Origin of the sequence: Asaia spathodeae NBRC 105894 (assembly GCF_025994195.1) — a bacterium.
In the GTDB taxonomy this organism is placed as follows: Bacteria; Pseudomonadota; Alphaproteobacteria; order Acetobacterales; family Acetobacteraceae; genus Asaia; species Asaia siamensis.
On the sequence record NZ_BAPY01000053.1, the window covers coordinates 54,508 to 76,101 of the forward strand.

At 56.4% G+C, this 21,594-nt stretch carries 20 protein-coding genes; 19 read left to right on the forward strand and 1 reads right to left on the reverse strand.

What is annotated here, in order from left to right; translation table 11 throughout:
• Window positions 1-179 precede the first annotated feature (179 nt).
• The 8 genes from AA105894_RS13220 to AA105894_RS13255 all read left to right on the forward strand — a co-directional run bounded on the left by AA105894_RS13220 (window position 180) and on the right by AA105894_RS13255 (window position 9,444).
• Window positions 180-1,928, forward strand: coding sequence for a DUF1217 domain-containing protein (locus AA105894_RS13220; RefSeq protein WP_267312166.1), 1,749 nt, complete (start codon window positions 180-182; stop codon window positions 1,926-1,928).
• A gap of 83 nt (window positions 1,929-2,011) precedes the next feature.
• Window positions 2,012-3,403 (forward strand): FliI/YscN family ATPase, encoded by a 1,392-nt coding sequence (locus AA105894_RS13225; protein ID WP_267312167.1) that lies wholly within the window; start codon window positions 2,012-2,014, stop codon window positions 3,401-3,403.
• Window positions 3,400-3,834 (forward strand): flagellar FliJ family protein, encoded by a 435-nt coding sequence (locus AA105894_RS13230; protein WP_267312168.1) that lies wholly within the window; start codon window positions 3,400-3,402, stop codon window positions 3,832-3,834. Before AA105894_RS13225 ends, AA105894_RS13230 begins: the two co-directional genes overlap by 4 nt.
• A 108-nt stretch (window positions 3,835-3,942) precedes the next feature.
• Window positions 3,943-4,707: a hypothetical protein gene (locus AA105894_RS13235; RefSeq protein ID WP_267312169.1), complete on the forward strand. Its 765-nt coding sequence runs from the start codon at window positions 3,943-3,945 to the stop codon at window positions 4,705-4,707.
• A gap of 18 nt (window positions 4,708-4,725) precedes the next feature.
• Window positions 4,726-5,796, forward strand: a complete 1,071-nt coding sequence (locus AA105894_RS13240; RefSeq protein ID WP_267312170.1) for a flagellar motor protein MotB — start codon at window positions 4,726-4,728, stop codon at window positions 5,794-5,796.
• Between the two features lie 119 nt (window positions 5,797-5,915).
• The gene (motA, locus tag AA105894_RS13245) at window positions 5,916-6,785 is read left to right on the forward strand and encodes a flagellar motor stator protein MotA (RefSeq protein WP_267312171.1); all 870 of its coding nucleotides are present in this window, start codon (window positions 5,916-5,918) and stop codon (window positions 6,783-6,785) included.
• A 208-nt stretch (window positions 6,786-6,993) separates the two neighbouring features.
• Complete coding sequence (locus AA105894_RS13250) at window positions 6,994-8,640, forward strand: hypothetical protein (RefSeq protein WP_267312172.1); 1,647 nt, start codon at window positions 6,994-6,996, stop codon at window positions 8,638-8,640.
• A gap of 33 nt (window positions 8,641-8,673) precedes the next feature.
• Window positions 8,674-9,444, forward strand: coding sequence for a flagellar hook assembly protein FlgD (locus AA105894_RS13255; protein WP_188424419.1), 771 nt, complete (start codon window positions 8,674-8,676; stop codon window positions 9,442-9,444).
• Window positions 9,445-9,575: 131 nt separating this feature from the next.
• On the opposite strand, the gene AA105894_RS13260 is transcribed toward AA105894_RS13255, so the two are convergent.
• Window positions 9,576-10,304: a response regulator transcription factor gene (locus AA105894_RS13260; RefSeq protein WP_267312173.1), complete on the reverse strand. Its 729-nt coding sequence runs from the start codon at window positions 10,302-10,304 to the stop codon at window positions 9,576-9,578.
• Window positions 10,305-10,904: 600 nt separating this feature from the next.
• Here AA105894_RS13260 and AA105894_RS13265 point away from each other — a divergent pair.
• From AA105894_RS13265 to fliP, 11 genes are all read left to right on the forward strand, one after another.
• Window positions 10,905-11,132, forward strand: coding sequence for a hypothetical protein (locus tag AA105894_RS13265; RefSeq protein WP_267312174.1), 228 nt, complete (start codon window positions 10,905-10,907; stop codon window positions 11,130-11,132).
• A gap of 488 nt (window positions 11,133-11,620) precedes the next feature.
• Entirely contained in the window at window positions 11,621-13,828 is a 2,208-nt protein-coding gene (locus tag AA105894_RS13270) for a hypothetical protein (RefSeq protein WP_267312175.1), read from the forward strand.
• Between the two features lie 132 nt (window positions 13,829-13,960).
• Window positions 13,961-14,371: a flagellar basal body rod protein FlgB gene (locus tag AA105894_RS13275; protein WP_267312176.1), complete on the forward strand. Its 411-nt coding sequence runs from the start codon at window positions 13,961-13,963 to the stop codon at window positions 14,369-14,371.
• 23 nt (window positions 14,372-14,394) lie between these two features.
• Window positions 14,395-14,802: a flagellar basal body rod protein FlgC gene (gene flgC / locus AA105894_RS13280; RefSeq protein ID WP_188424411.1), complete on the forward strand. Its 408-nt coding sequence runs from the start codon at window positions 14,395-14,397 to the stop codon at window positions 14,800-14,802.
• Between the two features lie 75 nt (window positions 14,803-14,877).
• Window positions 14,878-15,621, forward strand: coding sequence for a flagellar basal-body rod protein FlgF (flgF, locus tag AA105894_RS13285; protein WP_267312177.1), 744 nt, complete (start codon window positions 14,878-14,880; stop codon window positions 15,619-15,621).
• 537 nt (window positions 15,622-16,158) lie between these two features.
• Window positions 16,159-17,823, forward strand: a complete 1,665-nt coding sequence (fliF, locus tag AA105894_RS13290; RefSeq protein ID WP_267312178.1) for a flagellar basal-body MS-ring/collar protein FliF — start codon at window positions 16,159-16,161, stop codon at window positions 17,821-17,823.
• Entirely contained in the window at window positions 17,820-18,872 is a 1,053-nt protein-coding gene (locus AA105894_RS13295) for a flagellar motor switch protein FliG (protein ID WP_373316784.1), read from the forward strand. The genes fliF and AA105894_RS13295 overlap by 4 nt, the downstream gene beginning before the upstream one ends.
• Window positions 18,869-19,654, forward strand: coding sequence for a FliH/SctL family protein (locus AA105894_RS13300; protein ID WP_267312179.1), 786 nt, complete (start codon window positions 18,869-18,871; stop codon window positions 19,652-19,654). The genes AA105894_RS13295 and AA105894_RS13300 overlap by 4 nt, the downstream gene beginning before the upstream one ends.
• A 3-nt stretch (window positions 19,655-19,657) precedes the next feature.
• Window positions 19,658-20,020: a flagellar motor switch protein FliN gene (gene fliN, locus AA105894_RS13305; protein WP_267312180.1), complete on the forward strand. Its 363-nt coding sequence runs from the start codon at window positions 19,658-19,660 to the stop codon at window positions 20,018-20,020.
• A 57-nt stretch (window positions 20,021-20,077) separates the two neighbouring features.
• Complete coding sequence (locus tag AA105894_RS13310; RefSeq protein ID WP_267312181.1) at window positions 20,078-20,395, forward strand: hypothetical protein; 318 nt, start codon at window positions 20,078-20,080, stop codon at window positions 20,393-20,395.
• An 89-nt stretch (window positions 20,396-20,484) separates the two neighbouring features.
• Entirely contained in the window at window positions 20,485-21,240 is a 756-nt protein-coding gene (gene fliP / locus AA105894_RS13315) for a flagellar type III secretion system pore protein FliP (RefSeq protein ID WP_267312182.1), read from the forward strand.
• The last annotated feature ends 354 nt before the right edge of the window (window positions 21,241-21,594 follow it).

The following is a 21,594-nucleotide window of genomic DNA, read 5'->3' on the forward strand; positions in this document are numbered from 1 at the left end:
TTGGTAACCTTCTTGCCTTAATCCTGTCTGGGATCAGCATGCGTCAATGGGTTGCACAACAGGCGGCACCGCACCCCTCACCACAAAGAAACGCGTTGTCCTTTTCCAGAGATGGAAGCATGAGGCATCCCCCAACGCTCGGCCACACCTGAACGGGCAGAAATTCGAGGATTAGTCGAATGGCCATCACGAACGTCTCTCCTGTCGCGAGCTATCTTTCCGCGATAAAGGACGAGAGCCTGGCCGCATCGAACTACGCGAAAACCGATATCGTAACGAAGCAGGCTGTGGCGGCCTTCGAGAAAAAAGCCTCCGGCATTACCTCTGCCGATGCGCTTCTGAAAGATTACTCGTCCCTTCAGATCGTTCTCGGCGCATTCGGGATGAGTCAGTACAGCAACGCCACAGCACTCATAAAAGACCTTCTCACCCAGGACCCGACCTCAAGCACCTCTCTGGCGCGCACGTCGCAGAATGCGACATGGCTTGCCTTCGCCGATGCGTTCGCGGTCTGGGGAAAGAACAAGGGCAGTTCGTCGCAGACGACTTTCATCAATGGAAGTGGCTCTACCGCGCTGAGCACGACCTACACGCCGACAAACACACTGACGATGGCGGCGACCCTCCCATCGGCCAACGCAAAAGGGCAGAGCTACACGTCGCCCAGTGTCACGGCCTATGACGATCTCTCTGCGCCGCATCAGGTTGCACTCAAATGGCTGCAAAGCAGCTCGGACCCTCTGAGCTGGAGTGTGTCCGCCTACGATGCCGACGGTAATGCTCTCGTCGCTACCAATGCATTTCAGGTCACGTTCAACAGTGACGGCACGTTGGCCTCGGCTACCAATACGCTGACCGGCAAGGCAATCGCCGCCAGCGCCTCGGGTGGGCTCTCACTTCCCATCACACTGAATGACGCCGAGGGAAGCGGCCAATCGGTCTCGGTTGCCATCGGGACAGTTGGCACTGCGAGCGGCGTCGCCATGGCAGGCAACAGCTATCAGACGAGCAGCAGCAGTGAGGCCGTCAGCTTGCAGAACGTCAATTCGTCCATCACGACGCTGACCATGCCATCCGCCACGCTTGGTACGCTCGGCGGGACCGGACAAACCTATGTCACTGCGCCATTCGACCCTGCCCAGTCGACCAACGATGCCAATAATGTCTCGCTCGGTCGCACCTATCTCTCTGTGAAATGGGCTCAGGATCCTTCCTCACCGGATAGCTGGAACGCTTATATCATTGACCCCTATGGTTCGAATGTCAGCAGCACACTGATTTCTGTGGGATTCGACGATTCGGGTAATCTTCTGCAGGTCAACGGCCAATACTCGCACGATATCCCCACGCTCAAAGCGACGGTCAACGGCGTACAATATGCCGTCTCAATCCAGCCGCCCCAGCTCTCCACGAGCAGTCAACCGGCACAAACCGTTCTGATGACAGACAGCACGGTCAAGAGCACGGTCAATGGCGTTTCCGTTGCCCAGATCGTCTCGGATTATGAGAAACAGCAATTCGAGACGAATGACGACAACACAGATAATGGCGTCGGCAATGCGCTCTACTTCACGAGAAAAATGGCGAGTGTCACCTCAATCAACCAATTGATGTCAGACAGCACATTATTGAAGGTGGTCGAGACGGTATCTGGATACGATCCATCCACCTTTGGAGCACTGGATTACAATCAGCAGCTTCGCATGCTCACGAGCAAGATAGATTTCACCAAACTGAAAACACCTGCCCAGATCCAGAAATATGCTGAGCAATATCTCACAATGCTGCAAATCAATCCCCAACCAGTCGATACGCCCTCGAACATGCTTGATCTCTTTGGTGGCGACACGTCGAAACAGGGCATTCTGGCGCTCTTCGATGACAATTCCTCCTCATCGTCAGCAAGTGTCTATTCGGCCCTGTTTTGATATCCCCCCAGGACGGCACAGCCTCTCTCGATATGATGTCATCCCTTGACCCCCACGCGCCCGAGGGGGGCTTTTTAACCGACATGATAGCGGGACTCCGCGCCATTATCGACGGCACGCATGTCTCGCTCGAAGATCTCCCCATCGCGACTCTTGAAGGGCGCATTGCAGGCGTCATCGGACTTTCCGTCACGCTTGAGGGAATGAGCCATTTCACCGGCATCGGTGATCGGGTCGCTCTCCTCGGCCTGGATGGCAGAAGTACCGACGCGGAAATCATCGGCTTTCGTGGTGAACGCGCAATAGCGATGCCTTTCGGTCCGCTCGACGGGCTTGGTGCTGGATGCCGCGCGCTGTTTCATATCCATGCAACCAATCACAGGCAGCTGAAAACCGGCGCTACACTCACCCTCAATGATGGGCTGATAGGCCGCGTCATCGACCCTATGGGCCGTCCGATCGATGGAAAGGCGCCACTTTCACCGAAAGGCATCGATTGCAATCTGAGGGCCAAACCGCCAGAGGCCGCATTGCGCGCCCGGCTGGGGCCGCGCCTGACACTCGGCGTCAGTGCCCTCGATCTCTTTGCCACCTGCCGCCAGGGGCAGAGACTGGGACTTTTTGCCGGATCGGGTGTCGGAAAATCGACCCTCATGGGCATGCTCGCCCGCAACAGTGACTGCGACGTCGCTGTAATCGCCCTGGTTGGCGAACGCGGACGAGAGGTGCGCGAGTTTCTCGAAGACGATCTTGGCCCAGAAGGGCTTGCAAAAGCCGTCGTCGTCGTCGCCACGTCTGACTCTCCGCCACTCATGCGACGTGAAGCCGCCTATACGGCAACGACGATCGCCGAATATTTTCGCGATCAGGGCAAGTCCGTCCTTATCCTGATGGATAGTGTCACGCGCTTCTGCCACGCGCTGCGCGAAATCGGTCTGTCTTCAGGCGAACCTCCGGCAACGCGCGGTTATCCCCCCAGTGTGTTCGCTGAACTTCCTCGTCTCCTCGAAAGAGCAGGGCCCGGCCTCCCCCTCAAGGACAAGCCTGCGGGCCAGATAACAGCGATCTACTCGGTGCTGGTTGAGGGGGACGACCATAACGAGCCCGTAGCCGACGCTGTGCGTGGCATACTCGACGGTCATGTCGTTATGGACAGACGAATTGCCGAATCGGGCCGTTATCCTGCCATCAACGTCCTGCGCTCTCTCTCCCGAACCGCGTCCGGCTGTAATTCCCCCGATGAGAACCATCTGATCCAGGAAGCGCGGGCCATTCTGGCGATTTGGGAAGATATTCAGGATGTCGTGCAGCTCGGTGCCTACCGCGAGGGTAACGACGCCCGCTCGGACATGGCGCTGCGCGTGGCGCCTCAACTGGAAATATTGCTGCGCCAGGCACGATCAGAAGACCGCTCACTGAAAGACAGTTTCCTCGCGCTGCGTAATATTCTTGTATCGCAGGGGGTTATTTCATGACCCGCCGTACACGCGCCCTTCTTACTCTGATCAAGCTTCAGGAGACCGAGAAAAACAATGCGGCAAAAGCGCTTCTGACCATACGTGACGTCGAACAACGTGCGCTTGTCGCGCTTCAGCAGACGGAAAACGTCATGGTGCAGGAGCGGGAGATTGCTCAGATCGGCCGTAGTGAGCTTGACGATTTTCGTACCTGGTTTCCGATCGGCCTGAATGCGATCGGACAGGCGCGCGAAACGCACGAGCAGGCGCGTCTTGGTGTCGAAAATGCGCGTGTTGCCGCCCTGCATGCGGCGGTCACCCATAAAGCCACGCAAGATGTCTTTCAGCGTCGAGCAAAAGAGCGTAATGATTTGATGCAACGCCGAGAAAGCGCCGAACTCGACGAACTCGCCCGTCGCGAGTGGGGCAACGAAACATTTACGTCTTGAAACTATTAAATTTGCGAACCTCGCAAATCAGCCCTTTCTAACGGGTCCGAGTCGATTTTTCCGCAGTTTCTGCGGATATTCCGTATCTTACAAGCGATCAGGAAGATTATGCAGCCGACAGAAAACCAGACTGCGAAAATATTTATCGCCACCCCCTGCTTTGGCGGCTTGGTCACGCAGGAATATATGGAGTCCGTTATTGCCTGCACGAGCATCATTCGTATCCCGATGACGCTTTCCCTGCTGGGCGACGACGCGATGATCAGCCGGGCACGCAACACGCTCGTACATCAGTTCTATACCCGCTCCGATGCGACGCATCTTCTTTTCGTCGATGCCGATATCGGCTTTCCCGCCGAAGCGCCCGCGCGCCTTCTGGCGGCAGGCAAGGACGTGATTGCTGGTCTTTACCCGATCAAGGAGCGTTTTTGGGACAAGGGAACGCAGGAGAACCTGAACCGGGGTGAAGCAATGGAAACCGCCTCGCTTCGCTATGTCGGCGAGACGGATGCGATGCATTCGAGCTGGGAGAAAGGACCGCTCTTCAGAACGCATTATGCCGGGACCGGCTTCATGATGATCAGTCGTCAGGCGATCGCCGCCATGATCAAGCATCATCCGGAAACCGCCTATCGTCGCATAGATACCGCCAATGGAGACCAGGGCAGCCTGTGCCATGCGCTCTTCGAAGGGAGCATCGATCAGGAAACGGGCACCTATCTGAGCGAGGATTTCACCTTCTGCAAGCGCTGGCGCGATCTGGGTGGCGAAGTCTGGCTCGACACGTCCATTCCTCTCACCCATGCAGGCCGCGCGTCCTTCAGCGGCACGCCTGCCTCGCGTCTTGGCATGATGCATCTCAAAGGCGCCTGACAGGCGCGGTAAGAACTCATGGCGAAGAAAAACCGACCATCCGTCATAATCCGCCGCCAGAGTGGCGGCGGTCACGCGGCCCATCATGGTGGCGCCTGGAAGATCGCCTACGCGGACTTCATGACGGCCATGATGGCGTTTTTTCTCGTCATGTGGCTTCTCAATGCAACCACCGATGAACAACGCCTGGGCATAGCCTCGTATTTCAATCCATTGGCTGAAGAAAAATCCGCAGTTCCGCCGACGAAACCGATCGACAACCCGCCTGCTCCATCGACATCAGGCAGCCGCTTTGACCGTATGGACGATGATGACCCCTCTGATACGTCAGGCCCGGTGCCGGTTCCGGATTCGCATCATGGATCGTCGTCTCCTATCGACAGCGTTCCGATAACTCACCAGTACAAACACACGACGCAGCACAATGCCATCGCCAGCATCGTTCCGGTCGACGAGGCCGCGAGCGGCGCGTATGCGGAAAATGGCTCTGTCGGAACCCGCGCTTCAGCGACTGAGCAAAACGCTCTGCAAAACATGGCGCATAACATCGCAGATGCCGTCAAATCCGATCCTTTACTTGCGTCACAGAGCGGTAATCTGAACGTTTCGTACGGGCGCAACGAGATCCGGATCGAGTTGCACGATACCGACAACGTGCCGATGTTCGATCTTGGCTCATCGACGCCGAACAAGGCCGGCCTTGCCATGTTGAGTGAGATAGCAAAATGGCTGGCACCGATGCCGGAGCGTATCTCCGTCGTGGGCTATACGGATGCCGCGCCCTATAAGGGCAAAATCACGAACGCCATGTCCAACTGGACGCTCTCGGCCCTGCGCGCAGACAAGGCACGCGAGGCTCTGGTCAAAAGCGGGTATCCGGACACGCGCATTCTGGACGTCTCGGGTGGCGCCGACCGCTCTCTGGCCGATGAGGCCAATCCAGCCTCTGCTGCCAACAGACGTGTGGTCATCGTGATGCACCGGCTCTATCCGTTGACAGACCATTCTGCGTCATCACCCCAGGGGCCAGCCTCGCCGCCTCAACCGGCAACGACGAAAAATTCTGCCGCAGCGCAGCAGGATAAATAGGTTAATTTCACGACGATCAGGCCGCCTCCCGAGGCGCTACTTTACCTCTGTTGTAGCTGCCTGAGCAGCCGCGCCACCGATCAAGACACGTCATTTAAGATAGAAACGGATACTGTCAGATGCTTTTCCTCGGAGGGCTCCTCTTTTCCCTGCTCTGCGTCTTCGGTTCCTTCGCAGCCTCTGGCGGGGTACTTGGGCCGCTTCTCGCCTCAATGCCCTTTGAATTGCTGACCATTCTTGGTTCTGCATTGGGCATTTTCGTCATGTCGAACTCGCTCGCCGCCCTCAAGGAGCTACCCCATAATTTCAAGCTGGCCCTGAAAGGACCGCAGCACGACAAGGCCTCCTATGTTGGCCTTCTTGTCGTCCTGTTCAGACTGACTCGTCTCGCCAGCTCCAAGGGCCCTATGGCCTTGGAAGAGCATGTGGAAAATCCGGAAGAGAGTTCAATCTTCGCCCTGTCTCCCCAGGTCCGGGACGATGAAGAAACACGTAACCTGATCTGCGATTATCTTCGACTGGTCAGCCTCAATCTAGAAGATGCCTATCAGTTGGACGAGGTCATGGGTCGCGAGCTTCAGAAGAACGAGACGGACAAGCTGCATATCTCGGAAAGTCTGGCCGCTATCGCTGATGCTCTTCCTGCACTGGGAATTGTGGCCGCGGTTCTGGGCGTCATCAAGACCATGGCGTCCATCAGCAAGCCCCCCGCCATCCTTGGCGAAATGATCTCGGGCGCTCTCGTGGGCACCTTTCTTGGCGTGCTCCTTGCCTATGGCGTCGTATCGCCGCTGGCATCACGCATTAAAGCGGTTATTGTGCAGGATGGATGTTACCAGGGGATCATCAAGACTGTTCTGGTGGCGCATCTTCAGGGAAATCCGCCACAGGTCAGTGCCGAAATAGGGCGCAAAGACATTCCACCGCATTTTATGCCGACATTTTTCGAACTGGATGTGGCACTATCCGAAGCGCAGGCTGCCACCTGATTATGAACCGGCAATATAGCATCAAAGGTCGTCGATGAGAGTTCCTGACAATCTTTCGCTCTCCGACGATATCGTCAAAGGCATCAAGAATCGCAGCACGAGCGGAGACACGATCTCAGACGCGCCAAGGGGCGCCGTCAAAACAAATCAGGCACGCGTTGACCCAAAGCTTGTAAAATCATTTGGCGCCCAGCTGAGTGCCGCGCAAATGACGCAGGAGAAGAGCAAAAATAAGGCCCGCGAGAAAAATGCGACCGCGCCTGCTGCGGATACCGCCCAGTCGGATAACTCAGGTGATGGCGAAGACAGCATCAACACTGACAACTCGGGGCAAACGGCGGCACCTTCTTCCGGCGATGCCATCTCAGCCATAAAAGCCCCGATCTCGTCCGGTGGATGCGACAACACCGATAGCACCGGCGAGTCAGTCAGCCTTTCTACCGTCACGCCTCTCGCCGAGACGCTCGCCATGACAAGCCTGTTGTTCGGCGCCTCTCTTCAGACGCAATCCTCCTCAGTCTCGGCAATAGCTCCGGGTTCGAGCAGCACTGTTGCCTCCGGCGCCTCCCTGAGTAACACGACCACTCCGCAGCCTGTCTTGGCAGTTGTTTCCGGATCGGAAGCAGCCCAAACACAGTGCACTTCAGTCTCTGGGTTTTTCGCGACGCCTCTCCCATCTCCCCCCCTTTCCGCTTGGTCCGGCTCGGCAGCATCATCAGCACCAGCACCAGAAAAATTGCCATCGACACAGCAGCCGGCTTCGGCTCAAGTCAGCGCGATCTCGAAGCCCCCTATTACAGGGCTTATGGCTCCCCATGGCGCGACCATCACCGGCGTCTCTCTCACCAAGGGCGCCCAGGTATCGACCGATCCTGTCTATCAGATTGACTGGAGCTCCCTCCATGATGAGGGCGTTCAGATTGCTCCGGTGTCCACGTTTTATGAGGCGGCTAACGCACCCATGGCAACGCCCGTACCACCAACCCCGATGTCAACCGCTATGCAAAGCGCCCTCATCCAGAACGTAGCAGGACACACCGGAGCGAACCCGTCACGCGAGGCTGATCAGCCCGCAAACTCTGCTCCGCTCACCCCAACGCCCCAAGCCACCTCTCCGGTAAACGGGGCTGTTGTCCTAAATTCGACCGGAGATGCTGCGACTGAGGATGGCTCCTCTTCGCCCGACGAGAAGCAGCCCGAAACCAAAAGCCAGGAAAAGACGACCGTCACCGAACTGGCAAGCGCGATCCATGGTCTTTCTGAATTTCAGTCTCTCGTGGCAGCGAAACCATCATCGGTTGGCGCAGAAGCTCATCATATCCTTGCACAGGGGAATACCGCTAGCCTGCAGGCCCCGAGCCAGACGGCGGATCTGTCTGCGGTCGGCACCCGAAGCACCGACATACCGAGCACACTCTCAATGACTGTGCAGACAGAGGATAATGCTCCTGTGCATCTCATTTTCGAAGGAGAGGGCGGCTTGGCAACGCGCGTCATCCTCCAAAGCGACGACGATCTGACAACCCAGCATCTGGCAGGAAGCAGAAAAGAACTTCTCGCGGCCCTGAACTCTGCCGGGGTTGATACTAGCGCCATGAGGCTCGACATCGTGACGCCTGCGACAAATACCGGCGATTCCCGTCAGGGAAGCCCGCAGCAAGACAATACCGGAAGAGCAGACCTCTCTGGAGGCTTTATGGGAAGCAACCCACAGCAAAATCAGCAAGGCAATAGCGCCAACTCTCGCTTATGGCCCCAGACGTCGGCATCGGAAATTAATGAGCCGAGCCCTGCCATTTCACACCCGCTGAAAGAGGCGCAGACGCCGGCGGGTCGCATCAATATCACGGCCTGATCACGGTCAACGCTCAGCAAAGGGACAGACCCCATGGATACGTCGACCATCAGCAATGACACGAAGCTTCTTCAGGCCGCCGAGGCGACTGCAAAAGCCTCGGCCAACTCGTCAAGTTCAGGCAGCACGTCGGATTCGACCTCAACTGCAAGCCTTGGCCTCTCCTCTCTGGCGAATAACTACACAACGTTTCTCACCCTGCTGACGACCCAACTTCAGCACCAGGACCCGAGCAGCCCGATGAGTTCGGATTCTTTCACGTCAGAGCTGGTGCAGTTCGCCGGGACAGAGCAGCAGGTTCAGACAAATGCCAAACTCTCATCGCTGATCTCATTGAATGAGAGCAGCCAACTGAGTTCCGGCAGCCAGTGGATTGGCCAGACCGCTACGGCAACATCGACGACTTTGCCCTTGCAGAACAGCAAGGCCTCTCTGACCTTCTCTGCCACACAGGGTCAGGACGTCGCGATCGCCATCAGCGATTCGAGCGGCAAGATCGTCAAGACCCAGAGCGGTGCTGCTGCGTCGAGTACCAACACCTGGACGTGGGATGGCACCGATAATTCTGGTAACCAGCTGGCGGACGGCGCGTACAGCGTATCAGTGAAGACGATCGATTCGACTGGCGCGACATCCGATTTGCCTTTCACGATCAAGGGCACCGTGACCGGTGTGCACAAGGGAAGCTCCGAGCTCGAGGTGGAAATGGGACGCGCATCCATTCCGCTGTCCAGCATCACCAATTTCAGCGCAGCCACGACTTCAGGATCAAGCAACGGCGGATCAGCCACCGCGGAGAGCTGAACGACAAAAGAAAACCCGCGACAGAAATTGTCGCGGGTTTTTATTGCACTTTCGAACGCAGAAATCATTTTCTGGCATATCGCAGGGCCAAGAATATTCCAGAGCCTCAAAGATACGACTGTCTGCCCAGATCAGAGACGCTCTGCCGAAGTAGATATTTCGAGCATGTTGATGCCTGAGAGAACAGGGATACAGTTTTCCCGCGCAGATGGTCTGAGGCGATAGTCTTCTTTGGACAGCGAAACAGTTACCGGATTGAACGCAGCCTCGTTCAGACGATAACCGATGCCCCATTGCGTGGTAAACGGCTCTTGGATACCGAACGCCCGTATCTTTTTTCTGATTTTGCAGATCATCACATCAATGACCTTGCCGAAAGGCTCGTCCTCACCGCTGTAAAGACTGTCGAGCAGCACTTCCTTGCTCAGCACCTGCGTCTTTCGCATCGCCAGAAGAACGAGCAGATCATATTCTTTTCTGGTCAACGGCACGACGGCATTGTCGATATGCACTTCCCGCCGATCGATGCCGACACTCATACGCCCAATATGCAAAGTAGGACTGTCATGCCCCCCCGCGCGGCGAATAACCGCGCGCAGCCGCGCGAGCAGCACATTGTGATCGACATCCTCGGCAATGCAGTCATCGGCCCCTGCCGAGAAGAGATTCACCTCCCCCTCGGGTGTGCCCACCTTGCGTATGACCACTATGGGAGAGGATATTTTCCCTTTGCGGATCTGTCGGATAATCCGCACATCTGAAGCCGCCTGCTGCACAACAATAATATCATAATGCGACCGCCGCAGCGTTTCCACCACGCCTGAAGCCTCGCCGGTGGCTAGAGAAAGAGAGCCCGCCACTGCGGCTCTGGACAGCCCTTCACTGGGTCGTCCATAAATCGAATTTTCACCAACACACAATACGCGCATTGTACTTACCGCCCGACATCATACGAATGAATTATTTTTATCTTCGATTATTGAACAAATATATAATATCGTTATTTTCTCACAACCCTCTGCAACTTGTGTTACATTGAATCGATGCTTCAGCCGCTCAGGATGCCCGAAACATATTTGAGGCTTACATCACTCACATTATGAGCACCACCTCTTTGTTGCGAAATGCTGCAAATTTTTCGCAGAGTGCTCGAAACTACCGCCCGCACCGTCAATCCGGGTCAATGCATGACAGAAGTGTGACAAAAGCCAGCCATGACATATTCTGAAAAAAAATATATCTCGTTGGCCTTTTCCATGCTAATCACGGCGATATCAAAGCGCACTCATGAGCGTTATCGTTGCAAAATTTAGCCGTTTTGCTGATGCCAGCCGGCGTGGAGACGCTTTAATAGGATCTGAATGTTTTTCAATCTAATTAATCCTTGGTCCATCCCCTTGGATTTAAAGTCTGTTTCCGATCGATTTTAGCGAATTGCGATTTTCAAAGGGCCTAACCAAATGACGGATATTACGGCAGCATCGGCGGTCTCGGCAGCGTTTCGTCAGGCTTCTGTCAACACTTCGCACGAGTCTTACAGCGCAGCCAGAACCGGGCATACACGCCCTGACATCCATACGGAAAATACGTCCGCAAGCGCCTTTTCTTCTGACGGCAGTTTTCTTGGTTCGGATACGAGCGCAAGGAACACCTCCCCGCTCAAGCAGGTCGTCAATTTTCTTGCCTGACGACCTTCCTTGCACGACCTCATGCATCGGCACGAAAAAATATTATCCTGCCAATAAATCGCATTAGTTTCGATCTCGACTGGTAACAAAAAATAGTGTTCCTGCGGGTAAAAAAAACGACGCCGTTCTCGCGCGGCCTTGGCTACGGCATGGCTGGGGTCGGCTTTATGTTAGCCGGTCATCCAAACGCCATCGCGCGACCTCAAAGTAACGCCCACAGACATGCTCCGTCCCATGATGCGCGGGCCGTCACACCCCAGCAGTTTATTCCGCCAAGTGTAACAGGCCAGGATGAATCGCATCTTAGCCAAGCGGATCTGGCCAAGGGGTTACCCGCCTCCTGGCGCGCGGAACTGCTGGATGCCCCCGCGCGCCAGGCGAGTTCAACTGTGCCGCTCACGTCAAAGGCAACAAAGCCTCTTATCACCCCGGGGCCACGCCCTCCCACAGAGAGCGCTCCGCCGTCCTCATCCGACGCGTCGAATGCCGTGTCGGGTCAAGTGGACCATATCCTGCTTCCCATCCCGCCGCAGATCGGCATCGCCGCCTTCGAGAGCGGTGACCGCTTTATTATCGTTGTTGATAACGCCTTTCCCATGGAAACGCAGGCTATCCATGGAACCGGCTTTTTCTCCTCTCTGACTGTCAGCCTACTGCCTGATGCAACGCTGATTCAGCTGCGCCGACCCGATACGCGACGCCTATACCTATCTCAGCGATCAGAAGGCTGGGTGCTCAGCGATAAGCAGCCCTCGAGCGCCTCTACACAAGACAACCATGTCATCAATCCCCTACCGGTGACTGACGGCATTCTCTATCCGATGCGCCGCAGCGGACGTGTTCTGACCATCGCTGACCCGGCATCGGGTGACCGCCTTCTTGTCGGCACCTCCCTCCTTGATGAAGGCGGTATCCTGGCCATGCGTCGAGCAGAGGGATACGATGTCTGGCCGACACTCGAAGGCGTCGTGATCGCTGCGCGCGATCCTGATATTTCTTTGATCGCCGTTCCCTCAGGCCTGCTCCTCAACAGGGACGGCCAGAAATTTGAAGATGACGGTCAGGCCGTGTACGCCAATGATGTCGATCTTAAATGGCTCGATCTGCAGAATTTCCCCGACCAGATTCTTCTAAAACGGTACCATGAACGCCTACTGAAGGCAGCCGATTCTCAGCCTGCCGATCGCTTCGCGGCACGTCTGGATCTGGCACGCGCTGCCATCAGTATGGGCGCATTCAAGGAAGCGCGCGGTATTCTCGCTGTCGCCCTTCGTGACGATCCGGAAGAAATCGGCCGTCCGGAAGTCAGGTTCCTGGCGGCTGCAACAGAGTTGCTTACCGGCTCTCCTGCCAATGCGAGCGCGCTGAACGGCCCATGGCCAGAACAGCAACGGCGCGCACTGCAACTATGGCGTGCACTTTATCTCGAGGCCACCGACCAAAGCGACACGCGTAGCCTTCATCGTCTGGCACTCGACATGAACAGATTGCGCGCCTACCCGCAAAATCTTCGCGACGTCTTGCTTCCCATCGCGGCGGAAGCAATTGCACGCCATGGCGCACCTGGCGACTTCGCCGTGCTCGACACTTTGCCTGACCAGCCAGCATTCCGGCTGGCAAAGGCAATAGCGGCAGAGCGCCAGGGACAGAAAGACCGTGCCTACACCGCCTTCGCGGCGCTCGCGGCCGATCGCAATATCTCGGTTGCGGAAAAGGCCACGGAAGAGAAAATAGCACTGGATCATGAACGCGGCACCCTGACGACTGAGCAGCAGGTCAAGGCGTTTGACGGACTCATCCTCGACGCGCGTCTGGCAGGCAGAGAAAAACAGCTTCGCCTCAGACAAGCTGAGGCCTACGCCCGAGACAAGCAATGGCAGAAAGTCGCCGAGATCATCGATCTGGGTGTGCCGCAGAGTGATCCTTCTCATTACAGTACGCTGAGGCACGCCTTACTGCTTCAGGCTCTGACTGGCATTGCCGGTGAGGACAGCCTCGCGCAGAGCAAGACTCAACAGCTGCATAATGCGGCCCTGCTCAAGGCCCATATTCCCGCTCTGCCGCCGGGGGAGGAGCGCGCGGCTCTCCTCGCAGCTTATGGTGAAAGCATGCTCGCGCTCGGCCTGTCGGATGAGGCAACCAGCGCGCTTTCGCAAGCCATCCCCTCCCTTGTTACACCAGAGACACGAGCGGCCGCAGGCGCCTCTCTCGCGCAAGCCACTCTCGCCAATCAGAAGCCTTCCGATGCGCTCGCTGCACTGAACGAGACAGAAAGTCCCAACCTGCCTGAACCGCTGCAGACCCGACGAAATATCCTCAAGGCACGGATTGTGATTGCGACAGGCGACCGCGCCAAGGGCCTCGACATGCTCAGGACCATTCCCGGTAAAGATGCCCGCCTTCTGAGTGCGCAATCGCACGAAAGCCAAGGAGAATGGCAGTCCGCGACGACGGAGCTGCGCTCCCTCGCCAAGGAAGAAATACCGGCCGAAGGGAGCCTGACAAAAGACCAACAGGACCTTGCGTTGCGGCTCGCCTCGGATGCCTCTCGAGCGGGAGATAACGCTTCTTCACGCTGGATATCGGAGCGGATCGGCACCCGCACTCTCGATGAATCTCATGCACGCCTGTTTGCCGTGCTACGAGAGAGTCCTGCGAACGACAAAAGCCTTCATGAAGATGAAACCTCTCCGTGATATGAGTTCGGAAATTTTTTGTTACAGCCCCGCGACATGCTTCCCAAAAAAGGGGTTCCCCACTAAACTCTTCACATATTCAGAAAAATCTTGCGGTCATCATGATGCCGCTAACGGAATGGCGAGATAACCATGCTGCAAGCTGCCTCTGCGCAACCGACCGCTTCGACTTCGGGCACAGATGTGCTCGATCTCGCAACACAACGGATGCACTGGCTCCAGTCCCGTGAGTCTGTCCTGGCCGGCAACGTTGCCAATGCCAATACGCCCGGTTACGTGGCGCGTGACCTGCCGCAATTCGCGGGCGTTCTGAAAGACCATCTTTCCGTTTCCCTTGCGCGCACTGATGCTGGTCACCTTGCAGGCTCAACGTCTCAGAGCAGTATAAAAAAGGATATCGGCAGCAGTTCGATCGATGGCAATCAGGTCGATCTGGAAACGGAGCTCGAGAAAATTACGGCCACCGATGATCAGCAGCGCCTAGCTACAAACGCCTATAGTACTTATATGTCAATGTTCTCTATTGCGCTTGGCTCGTCATAATACTGACCGAACAGAGGTAGGTTATGAATTTTTCAGATACGATCGGCATTTCAGCCGCTGGTATGCAGGTACAGTCCAAACGACTTCAAGTGGCAGCCGAGAATATCGCTAACGCTGAAACGACAGGAACGTCGCCGGGTTCCGATGCCTATCGTCGCAAAACGATTACCTTCAAGGAAATGCTTGATCGCAGTACGGGCGTTTCTACGGTAGCTGTTCGCGACATTGGCGAAGATCAATCCGATTTCGAGATGCGTTATGATCCGTCCCACCCGGCTGCCGATACGAAGGGCATGGTCAAGATGCCCAATGTCGACACGATGACCGAGATCCTCGACACGCATGAAGCACAACACTCATACGAAGCCAACCTCAATACGATGCAGATAACGCGCTCGATGCTGACCCGCACGATCAATCTGATGAAATGACGACGGCAGCCCTCCCTTTGTCAGAGATCAATATCTGTTTTTCCGACATCACGATCAAAGTCGAGTTGGATCACCATGGATAGCACCGCCTATATCGCGCTCTCGCGCATTGACGTCCTGAAGCGCGGCCTTGAAATCACTGCGAATAATCTTGCAAACGAAAACACAGATGGCTTCAAAACGTCCCGTCAGATGTTTTCGCAGTATCTCGTGCATCAAAAAGGCCCGGGGCACATCAATGGCGAAACAGATCAGGTCTATGCTCAGGACAAAGCGACGTTTCGCGACTTTATTCAGGGGCCTTTGCGCAGTACCGGTAACGCGACTGATGTCGCGATCAACGGCGAAGGCTATTTTGCCGTACGCACCACGCAGGGCGTCCGTCTGACACGTAATGGTCAGTTTACGCGCAGACTCGACGGTACGATAACAGACGGGTCCGGCAATCCGGTCCTTGATCGCAACGGCCGCAATCTCGTACTGCGTCAGGAAAATGAAGATTTCACGATTGCAAAGGATGGCACCATCTCCACAAACGATGGGGCATTGGGCATGCTCGGCGTTGTCACGGTAAGAAACCCGCAGACACTAGTTGCCGAGGGACAATATCTCCTTAAGCCGACAACCCCCACTCAGCCCGTAGCGATGCCGGAGCTGCATCAGGCCATGCTTGAGGGGAGCAATGTCAACGCGGTTTCAGAGACAACGCATCTCGTTGAGATACAGCGGGATTACGACCTTACCTTCCAGTTGATCCAGACAGAATCGACCCGGAATCAGAACGCCATCGACAAGATCACTGCGGAGCCAACGACTTGAGCGTTTCGACCGGCATCCGTTCGCTTATGCTTCATCTATCAAAACCGCGTTTGGCGGGCCTTGTGCCTCTTGTCACAATACTCAACGGCTGTGCCGCGGATGACGTGGCACGGCATTTGACCGGACGTGAGTGCAATGCTGGCTATATACAGCAAGGCGAAGATTGGTGCGCTCCAGCCCAACGCCCCCCGGCGCCTCAACCCTATTGCACGCAAAGCTGGAACGGGGTCGATTGCTGGAGCAGACCTGATCTCATGCCCAATGTAGCAAGGCAGGTAGCGCAGGGGCCTACCGGTCTGACGCAGGAACAGAATGCAAACCGCCTCAATCTTCCGCTCAAACAGACTCCTCCTACAAACGCGTATCTCCCCTGATTTTACGCGAGACCCTTTCACCTCGCACGTATTATTCAGATAATAATATCCATTAATTCGTCATTACAAAAAAACAGCGGCAATTCGCATTTTTCTTACTTATTAAGGAGCCTCCTGATGCAGTCCCAATATCTCACAGCTCAGGCCTGACGATCCGCCATAAATGAATAATCTGCTGTCATCACTCAGAGGTCTGGGTCGCACGAGGCTGATCGCCCTGGGCGCTGCTGGCGTGACTCTTCTGGCTTTTCTCGGCTTTCTCGTCCTTGGCAAAGCCCAGAAACCCACGGCATTGCTCTATGGCAATCTCGATCTGAGCGAAGCCGCCAGAATGGTGGAAGATCTCGACAAGAATCACATCACCGCATCGACCTCGCCAGATGGGGGAAGCCTCTATGTGGCGCCAGACGAGGTCGCCAAGGCACGCCTGTTGCTTGCCAAGGACGGCCTGCCGAATGGGGGAAGCGTCGGCTATGAGCTTTTCGACAAGAGCGCAACACTCACCAGCACGCAGTTTGAGCAGAATATCAATGAGACTCGCGCGCTCGAGGGAGAACTCGAGCGTTCAATTCGTCTGCTCCAGGGCGTTCGCAACGTCCGCGTTCATCTCGTCCTGCCTCACAGAGACCTCTTCTCTGTCCAGACAAACCCGTCACAGGCGAGCGTTGTCATCGATATCGGACGTGCAGGCCGCATAGCCACCGACGGTATCCAGGCGATCCAGAACCTTGTCGCTGCAGCAGTCCCTGGGCTTCGCCCCCAGTCAATTTCCATCGTTGATACAAGAGGCGACGTGCTGGCCAAGCCCGGCGAGCCCAACAGCGAAGACGGCCAGGAAGCGATTTTCGAGAAATTCCGCCATTCCGAGGAGACGCGCCTTTCCCAGGCTGTAGAGGAAATGCTCATCCCGACACTCGGGACAGCCCATATCCGCGCACGGGCCGCCGTCGTCATCAACAACGACGAGGTGCATGAGACCGAAGAGAGTTTCGACCCCAACCAGCAGGTCCTGCGCTCGCAGCAGACCAGCTCTGACAAAAGCGTCAACACCGAAGCCTCGCCCAACACCTCTGTGGCAAATAATCTCCCCAACGCCAATGCTGGGCAGGCCAACCGGACCGGGTCAAGCGACACACGCGATGAAGAGACCAATAACTACGAGATCGGCAAGCGTGTACGCGTGGTCTCGCAGATTCATCCCCGCGTCGCCAGGATCAGCATGGCCGTGATGGTCGACGGGTCCTATGTACAGGACAAGAAGGGGAATGCGACCTGGAAGCCTCTGGATCAGGCCGAGATCGACCGCATCACCACCCTGGTCAAGACAGCCGTTGGGTATGACAAGGCGCGCGGCGATCAGGTCGAAGTCGTGTCGATGCGCTTCATGCCCGATGGCGGCATCGAGCCCTTGCCCGCGGCTCCGGGGTTCTTCTCGAAAGACAATCTCCTCTATCTTGCGGAGTGGGTCGTACCCATTCTGCTCGCCCTCGGAGCCGGGTTCTTTGCCCTGCGTCCCCTGCTTCGTCGTGGTCGCGGCGGTCTTCCGGCTCTCGCAGGCGGCTCTGGTCCCATGGCACTCGAAGCCCTCGATCGTGACGGTCTGGGCACCACCGCAACAGGCATGAACAGCCTCGAAGGCGGAAGCGCCAACAGTCTTGCTCTTCATGAGGGGAATGAAACGGTGGCGATCGATGGCGTGGAAGGGCAGGCGAGAGCTGGCATCATCGCTAAGGTTGCCGATCGTATCGATCAGAGTCCTGAAGGCAGCCTGAGCATTATTCGCGGCTGGCTGGAAAGCCCTGAGCTCAGGCCGGGAGGCAACTCATGAGCGACCCTGAGGGCGCCAGAAATCCGGCTGAAGGAAAGAAAACCATGAGTGCCACGCACCTGACCGGAAAGCAGAAAGCCGCTGTTCTGTTCATGACCATCGGTCGCGAACGCAGCGCCAGCCTGATGCAGGCATTGCATGAAGACGAGATTCGCGAGATCTCCAGTGCCATGGCCGGCCTCGGTGTCATCAGAGCCGAGATGGTTGAAAGCGTGTGTCGCGAATTCGTCGAAAACTTCGAGAGTGCCGACGGGCTCGTTGGCACCTTCGAGACGACCGAGGCATTTCTGCGCAAAACGCTCAACCCCGAACAGGTCGAGAAGATCATGGACGAGATCCGTGGTCCGGCCGGGCGGAACATGTGGGACAAGCTCGGCAACGTCCAGGAATCGATTCTGGCGAATTATCTGCGCAGCGAATATCCGCAGACCGCCGCCGTCATCGTCAGCCGCCTGCAACCCGCCCATGCCGCCCGCGTCCTGGCACTTCTGCCAGAAGACTATGCGACAGATGTCATGATGCGCATTCTTCACATGGAAACCGTGCAGCGCGAGGTTATCGAAAGCGTCGAAGCAACCCTTCGCTCCGAGTTCATCTCTTCGCTCGGCCGTGCCTCCAAGCGTGACAGCTACGAATTGCTGGCCGAAGTTTTCAATAATTTCGATCGCAAGACGGAAACGCGCTTTGCCGAACTCATGGACCTTGAGAGCCACGAGGATATGGAAAAGGTGAAGGCACTGATGTTCACCTTCGAGGATATCAATCGCCTCTCGCAGGAGGCCCTCATGCGCGTCGTCAACGAAATCGACCGCGATCGCCTCCCCATCGCCCTCAAAGGCGCTTCGGACAGCGAAAGGAAGCTGTTCCTGCAATGCATGTCCAAACGTGCCGGCAATATTCTCCTCGAGGAAATCGCCTCGCTCGGTGCGGTACGCGTAAGAGATGTCGAGGCCGCGCAGGCAGAAATCGTTTTGACCATCAAAAATCTGGTCAATTCCGGTGAAATCGACATGAATACGGCTTCGGACGGCGAGGAATTCATTTCGTGACCTCTGGCTTCGTCCCCTTTCAGCACCGCTTGCACAATTCCAGGACGGCAAGCACGACGAGGCCATCGCAGGATGGCCAGGGCACTACGCGCGTTACGTCCGACAAGACCGGTCTCGCACGTCGCCTGACGGATTTCAGCGTCGTGCCTCCTCAGACGATCAAGCCCTCCATCGCAGAAGAGATCGCGCCGGAAGAAGCTCAACCTGACACTGCCCCTCCCCTCATCTCCCTTTCCCAGGATGAGCTTGATGACCTTCGCCGTGCGGCCTTCGATGCCGGGCGTGAAGAGGGACGAACCACGGCCACGGCTGCTCTGGAGGCAGAGTTTGCCGAAAAGCTCTCGGCAATTGCCGAGGCCTTCGAGGCGGAAAGGCGATATCGTACACAATCGGCCCGCGAGGCGGGGCAGGTTTACGTCCAGACTGTCATCGATCTGCTCGTGACGCTCACCCATCTCCCGGCAGAGGCCCTGAAGGGCGTCGAACGTGACCTTCTTCAGGATGCGGCTGATCTGATTGAGCTCTGCGAAGAAGATGTCATTATCTACTGTGACCCGAAGGATGAAGCCCGCCTGAAGCCCCTTCTGGGAACAGACAGCAAGGCCCGCTTTGAGCCTTGTGCGAAGCCTATGGCATCCACTATCAGAATCGACTCTGGAACACGCTCGATTCTCATCGATCCCACCAAATGGCGCCAGAGCGCCATCGACAGAATCATGACTTCTGTCAGTGCGTCGATTGACCGGGAAATTCTCGCCTCCACAACGATGGACAGGCACTGAACCATGGATGATAAAAACGAAATGGTCTCACTCGAAGATTTCACATCCGAACCTTTTGCTCCCCAGGACGCCTCATCCGAGGCAGCTTCTTCACAGGAAGCCAGCACTGGCCGGTCCGACGCGGTTTATGACATCCCGGTCAAGATCACTGCCGTGATCGGCACAGCCACGATGCCTGTCAGCCAGTTGCTGCGCCTTGGACGCGGCGCTGTCGTTGAACTGAACAAGAAGCTTGGAGAAGCGGTTGATATCTACGCCAATAACCGCCTGATCGCTCGCGGCGAACTGGTGGTCGTGGATGACAACAATATTGGCGTAACAATGACCGAAATTCTTTCGTCGTCCTCGGGCGCAGCCAGCAAATAATACTCTTCTCCCTGGTCGAACAGGATACCGGCCCATGCCTCACTTACTGCCGCCCAGATGACGCTGCATTCCTGGATCGATTACGCGGCGTCCTTCATCACGGTCATCGCGCTTATCTTTCTCTTGCGCTTTGCCATTATCTATCTGCAGCCGCGCCTTGGCCGCCGCCATCAATCCGCTCAGCTCGGCCTTGTCGAGTCTCTTTCTCTCGATTCCAAACGCAGACTGTCGCTCTTCAGATGTCAGGATCGGACCGGCCTCATTCTCACCGGCGGTGAGACGGATCTTTTTCTGGGCTGGATCGTGCCTGAGACCGATACGACCCAACCTGAAACATCGTTTCCGGTTACCGCAACGCTGCCGGAGACCCGATAGTGATCGCTGCCCCTTCCTATCGGCCTCTGTCGGCACGAATGATTGTGCCGTCTCTTTTTTCTGCTGACCGACTATCGGAACCGCGCCCCGTGAAAAAACAGGGCTGCCTGCTGCTTCTGGCTTTTGTGCTGGCGATCGTACTGCTGGGCGTCTCCTCATCAGCCCATGCGCAGTCCCTGACGCTCGACCTCGGTCACGATGGTGGCAACAGCGGCACAACAAGCAGGCTGATACAGCTCACTGCGCTGATCACACTGCTTTCTCTGGCGCCCAGTCTGCTGGTCATGGTGACCGCGTTCACACGCATCATCATTGTTCTGTCGCTTCTCAGGGGGGCTATCGGCGCTCAAGGTACCCCGCCCAACCCGGTGATTATCGGGCTTTCACTTTTTCTGACCTTTTTCGTCATGCAGCCGACCTTCGAGCAATCATGGAGTCAGGGCATAGCGCCCATGATCAACGGCACGATGTCGGAGGTCGATGGGCTGACCGCTGCTGCGGAGCCCTTCCGTCACTTCATGCAGGCCCATGCGAGGCCGTCAGACCTTGCGACATTCTATCATCTCGCCAATCTGACGCCCTCACCGCAGGCAACTGACGCTCCATGGCGCGTGCTCATGCCAGCCTTCATGGTTGGAGAGTTGAGCCGTGGCTTCGAGATGGGTTTTCTTCTTTATCTGCCCTTTCTGATCATTGATATCGTCACGTCCAGTGTCCTGATGAGTCTTGGCATGATGATGCTACCGCCAGCGACCATCTCCCTTCCTTTTAAACTCATTTTCTTCGTGATGATCGACGGCTGGCAGATGGTTGCAGGCGGGCTGGTGCGCAGCTTCGGTTCCTGAAGCTTCGTCCCGCCTCACCCCATGGGGCAATCAGAACCAGGGCGTGTTTTCGCTTCGATTTCATAAAAATATCATCCCGTCGGGCTTCCATGATCGGCCCTCCGATGAACATGGAAACCGTGATCTCTCATCGCAGACCATGTGTGAAACCCATCGAAAACGCCCTCAGGGTGGCCATGATGAAGACTACGCGCCCGACTTGAGGGCCTGCAATACACTTCAGATGCTTAACTTGTTCTTAATGCCTTCATGTAACGGTTTGAAGCATCGCCCATGTATCCCCGGTGGGCATAGCGACTTACATTCTTAACTTTTTTATAACACCCATTGGCAATACGGTTTCTGGACTTACCA

Excerpts from the sequence above, each read along its gene's own strand:
- AA105894_RS13295 (WP_373316784.1), top strand. The coding sequence starts at position 17,820 with ATGAGCGACCCTGAGGGCGCCAGAAATCCGGCTGAAGGAAAGAAAACC.
- AA105894_RS13310 (WP_267312181.1), top strand. The coding sequence starts at position 20,078 with ATGACGCTGCATTCCTGGATCGATTACGCGGCGTCCTTCATCACGGTC.
- AA105894_RS13255 (WP_188424419.1), top strand. The coding sequence starts at position 8,674 with ATGGATACGTCGACCATCAGCAATGACACGAAGCTTCTTCAGGCCGCC.
- fliN (WP_267312180.1), top strand. The coding sequence starts at position 19,658 with ATGGATGATAAAAACGAAATGGTCTCACTCGAAGATTTCACATCCGAA.
- AA105894_RS13225 (WP_267312167.1), top strand. The coding sequence starts at position 2,012 with ATGATAGCGGGACTCCGCGCCATTATCGACGGCACGCATGTCTCGCTC.
- AA105894_RS13240 (WP_267312170.1), top strand. The coding sequence starts at position 4,726 with ATGGCGAAGAAAAACCGACCATCCGTCATAATCCGCCGCCAGAGTGGC.
- AA105894_RS13230 (WP_267312168.1), top strand. The coding sequence starts at position 3,400 with ATGACCCGCCGTACACGCGCCCTTCTTACTCTGATCAAGCTTCAGGAG.
- AA105894_RS13275 (WP_267312176.1), top strand. The coding sequence starts at position 13,961 with ATGCTGCAAGCTGCCTCTGCGCAACCGACCGCTTCGACTTCGGGCACA.
- AA105894_RS13265 (WP_267312174.1), top strand. The coding sequence starts at position 10,905 with ATGACGGATATTACGGCAGCATCGGCGGTCTCGGCAGCGTTTCGTCAG.
- motA (WP_267312171.1), top strand. The coding sequence starts at position 5,916 with ATGCTTTTCCTCGGAGGGCTCCTCTTTTCCCTGCTCTGCGTCTTCGGT.
- AA105894_RS13235 (WP_267312169.1), top strand. The coding sequence starts at position 3,943 with ATGCAGCCGACAGAAAACCAGACTGCGAAAATATTTATCGCCACCCCC.
- flgC (WP_188424411.1), top strand. The coding sequence starts at position 14,395 with ATGAATTTTTCAGATACGATCGGCATTTCAGCCGCTGGTATGCAGGTA.
- AA105894_RS13250 (WP_267312172.1), top strand. The coding sequence starts at position 6,994 with ATGACGCAGGAGAAGAGCAAAAATAAGGCCCGCGAGAAAAATGCGACC.
- flgF (WP_267312177.1), top strand. The coding sequence starts at position 14,878 with ATGGATAGCACCGCCTATATCGCGCTCTCGCGCATTGACGTCCTGAAG.
- AA105894_RS13220 (WP_267312166.1), top strand. The coding sequence starts at position 180 with ATGGCCATCACGAACGTCTCTCCTGTCGCGAGCTATCTTTCCGCGATA.
- fliF (WP_267312178.1), top strand. The coding sequence starts at position 16,159 with ATGAATAATCTGCTGTCATCACTCAGAGGTCTGGGTCGCACGAGGCTG.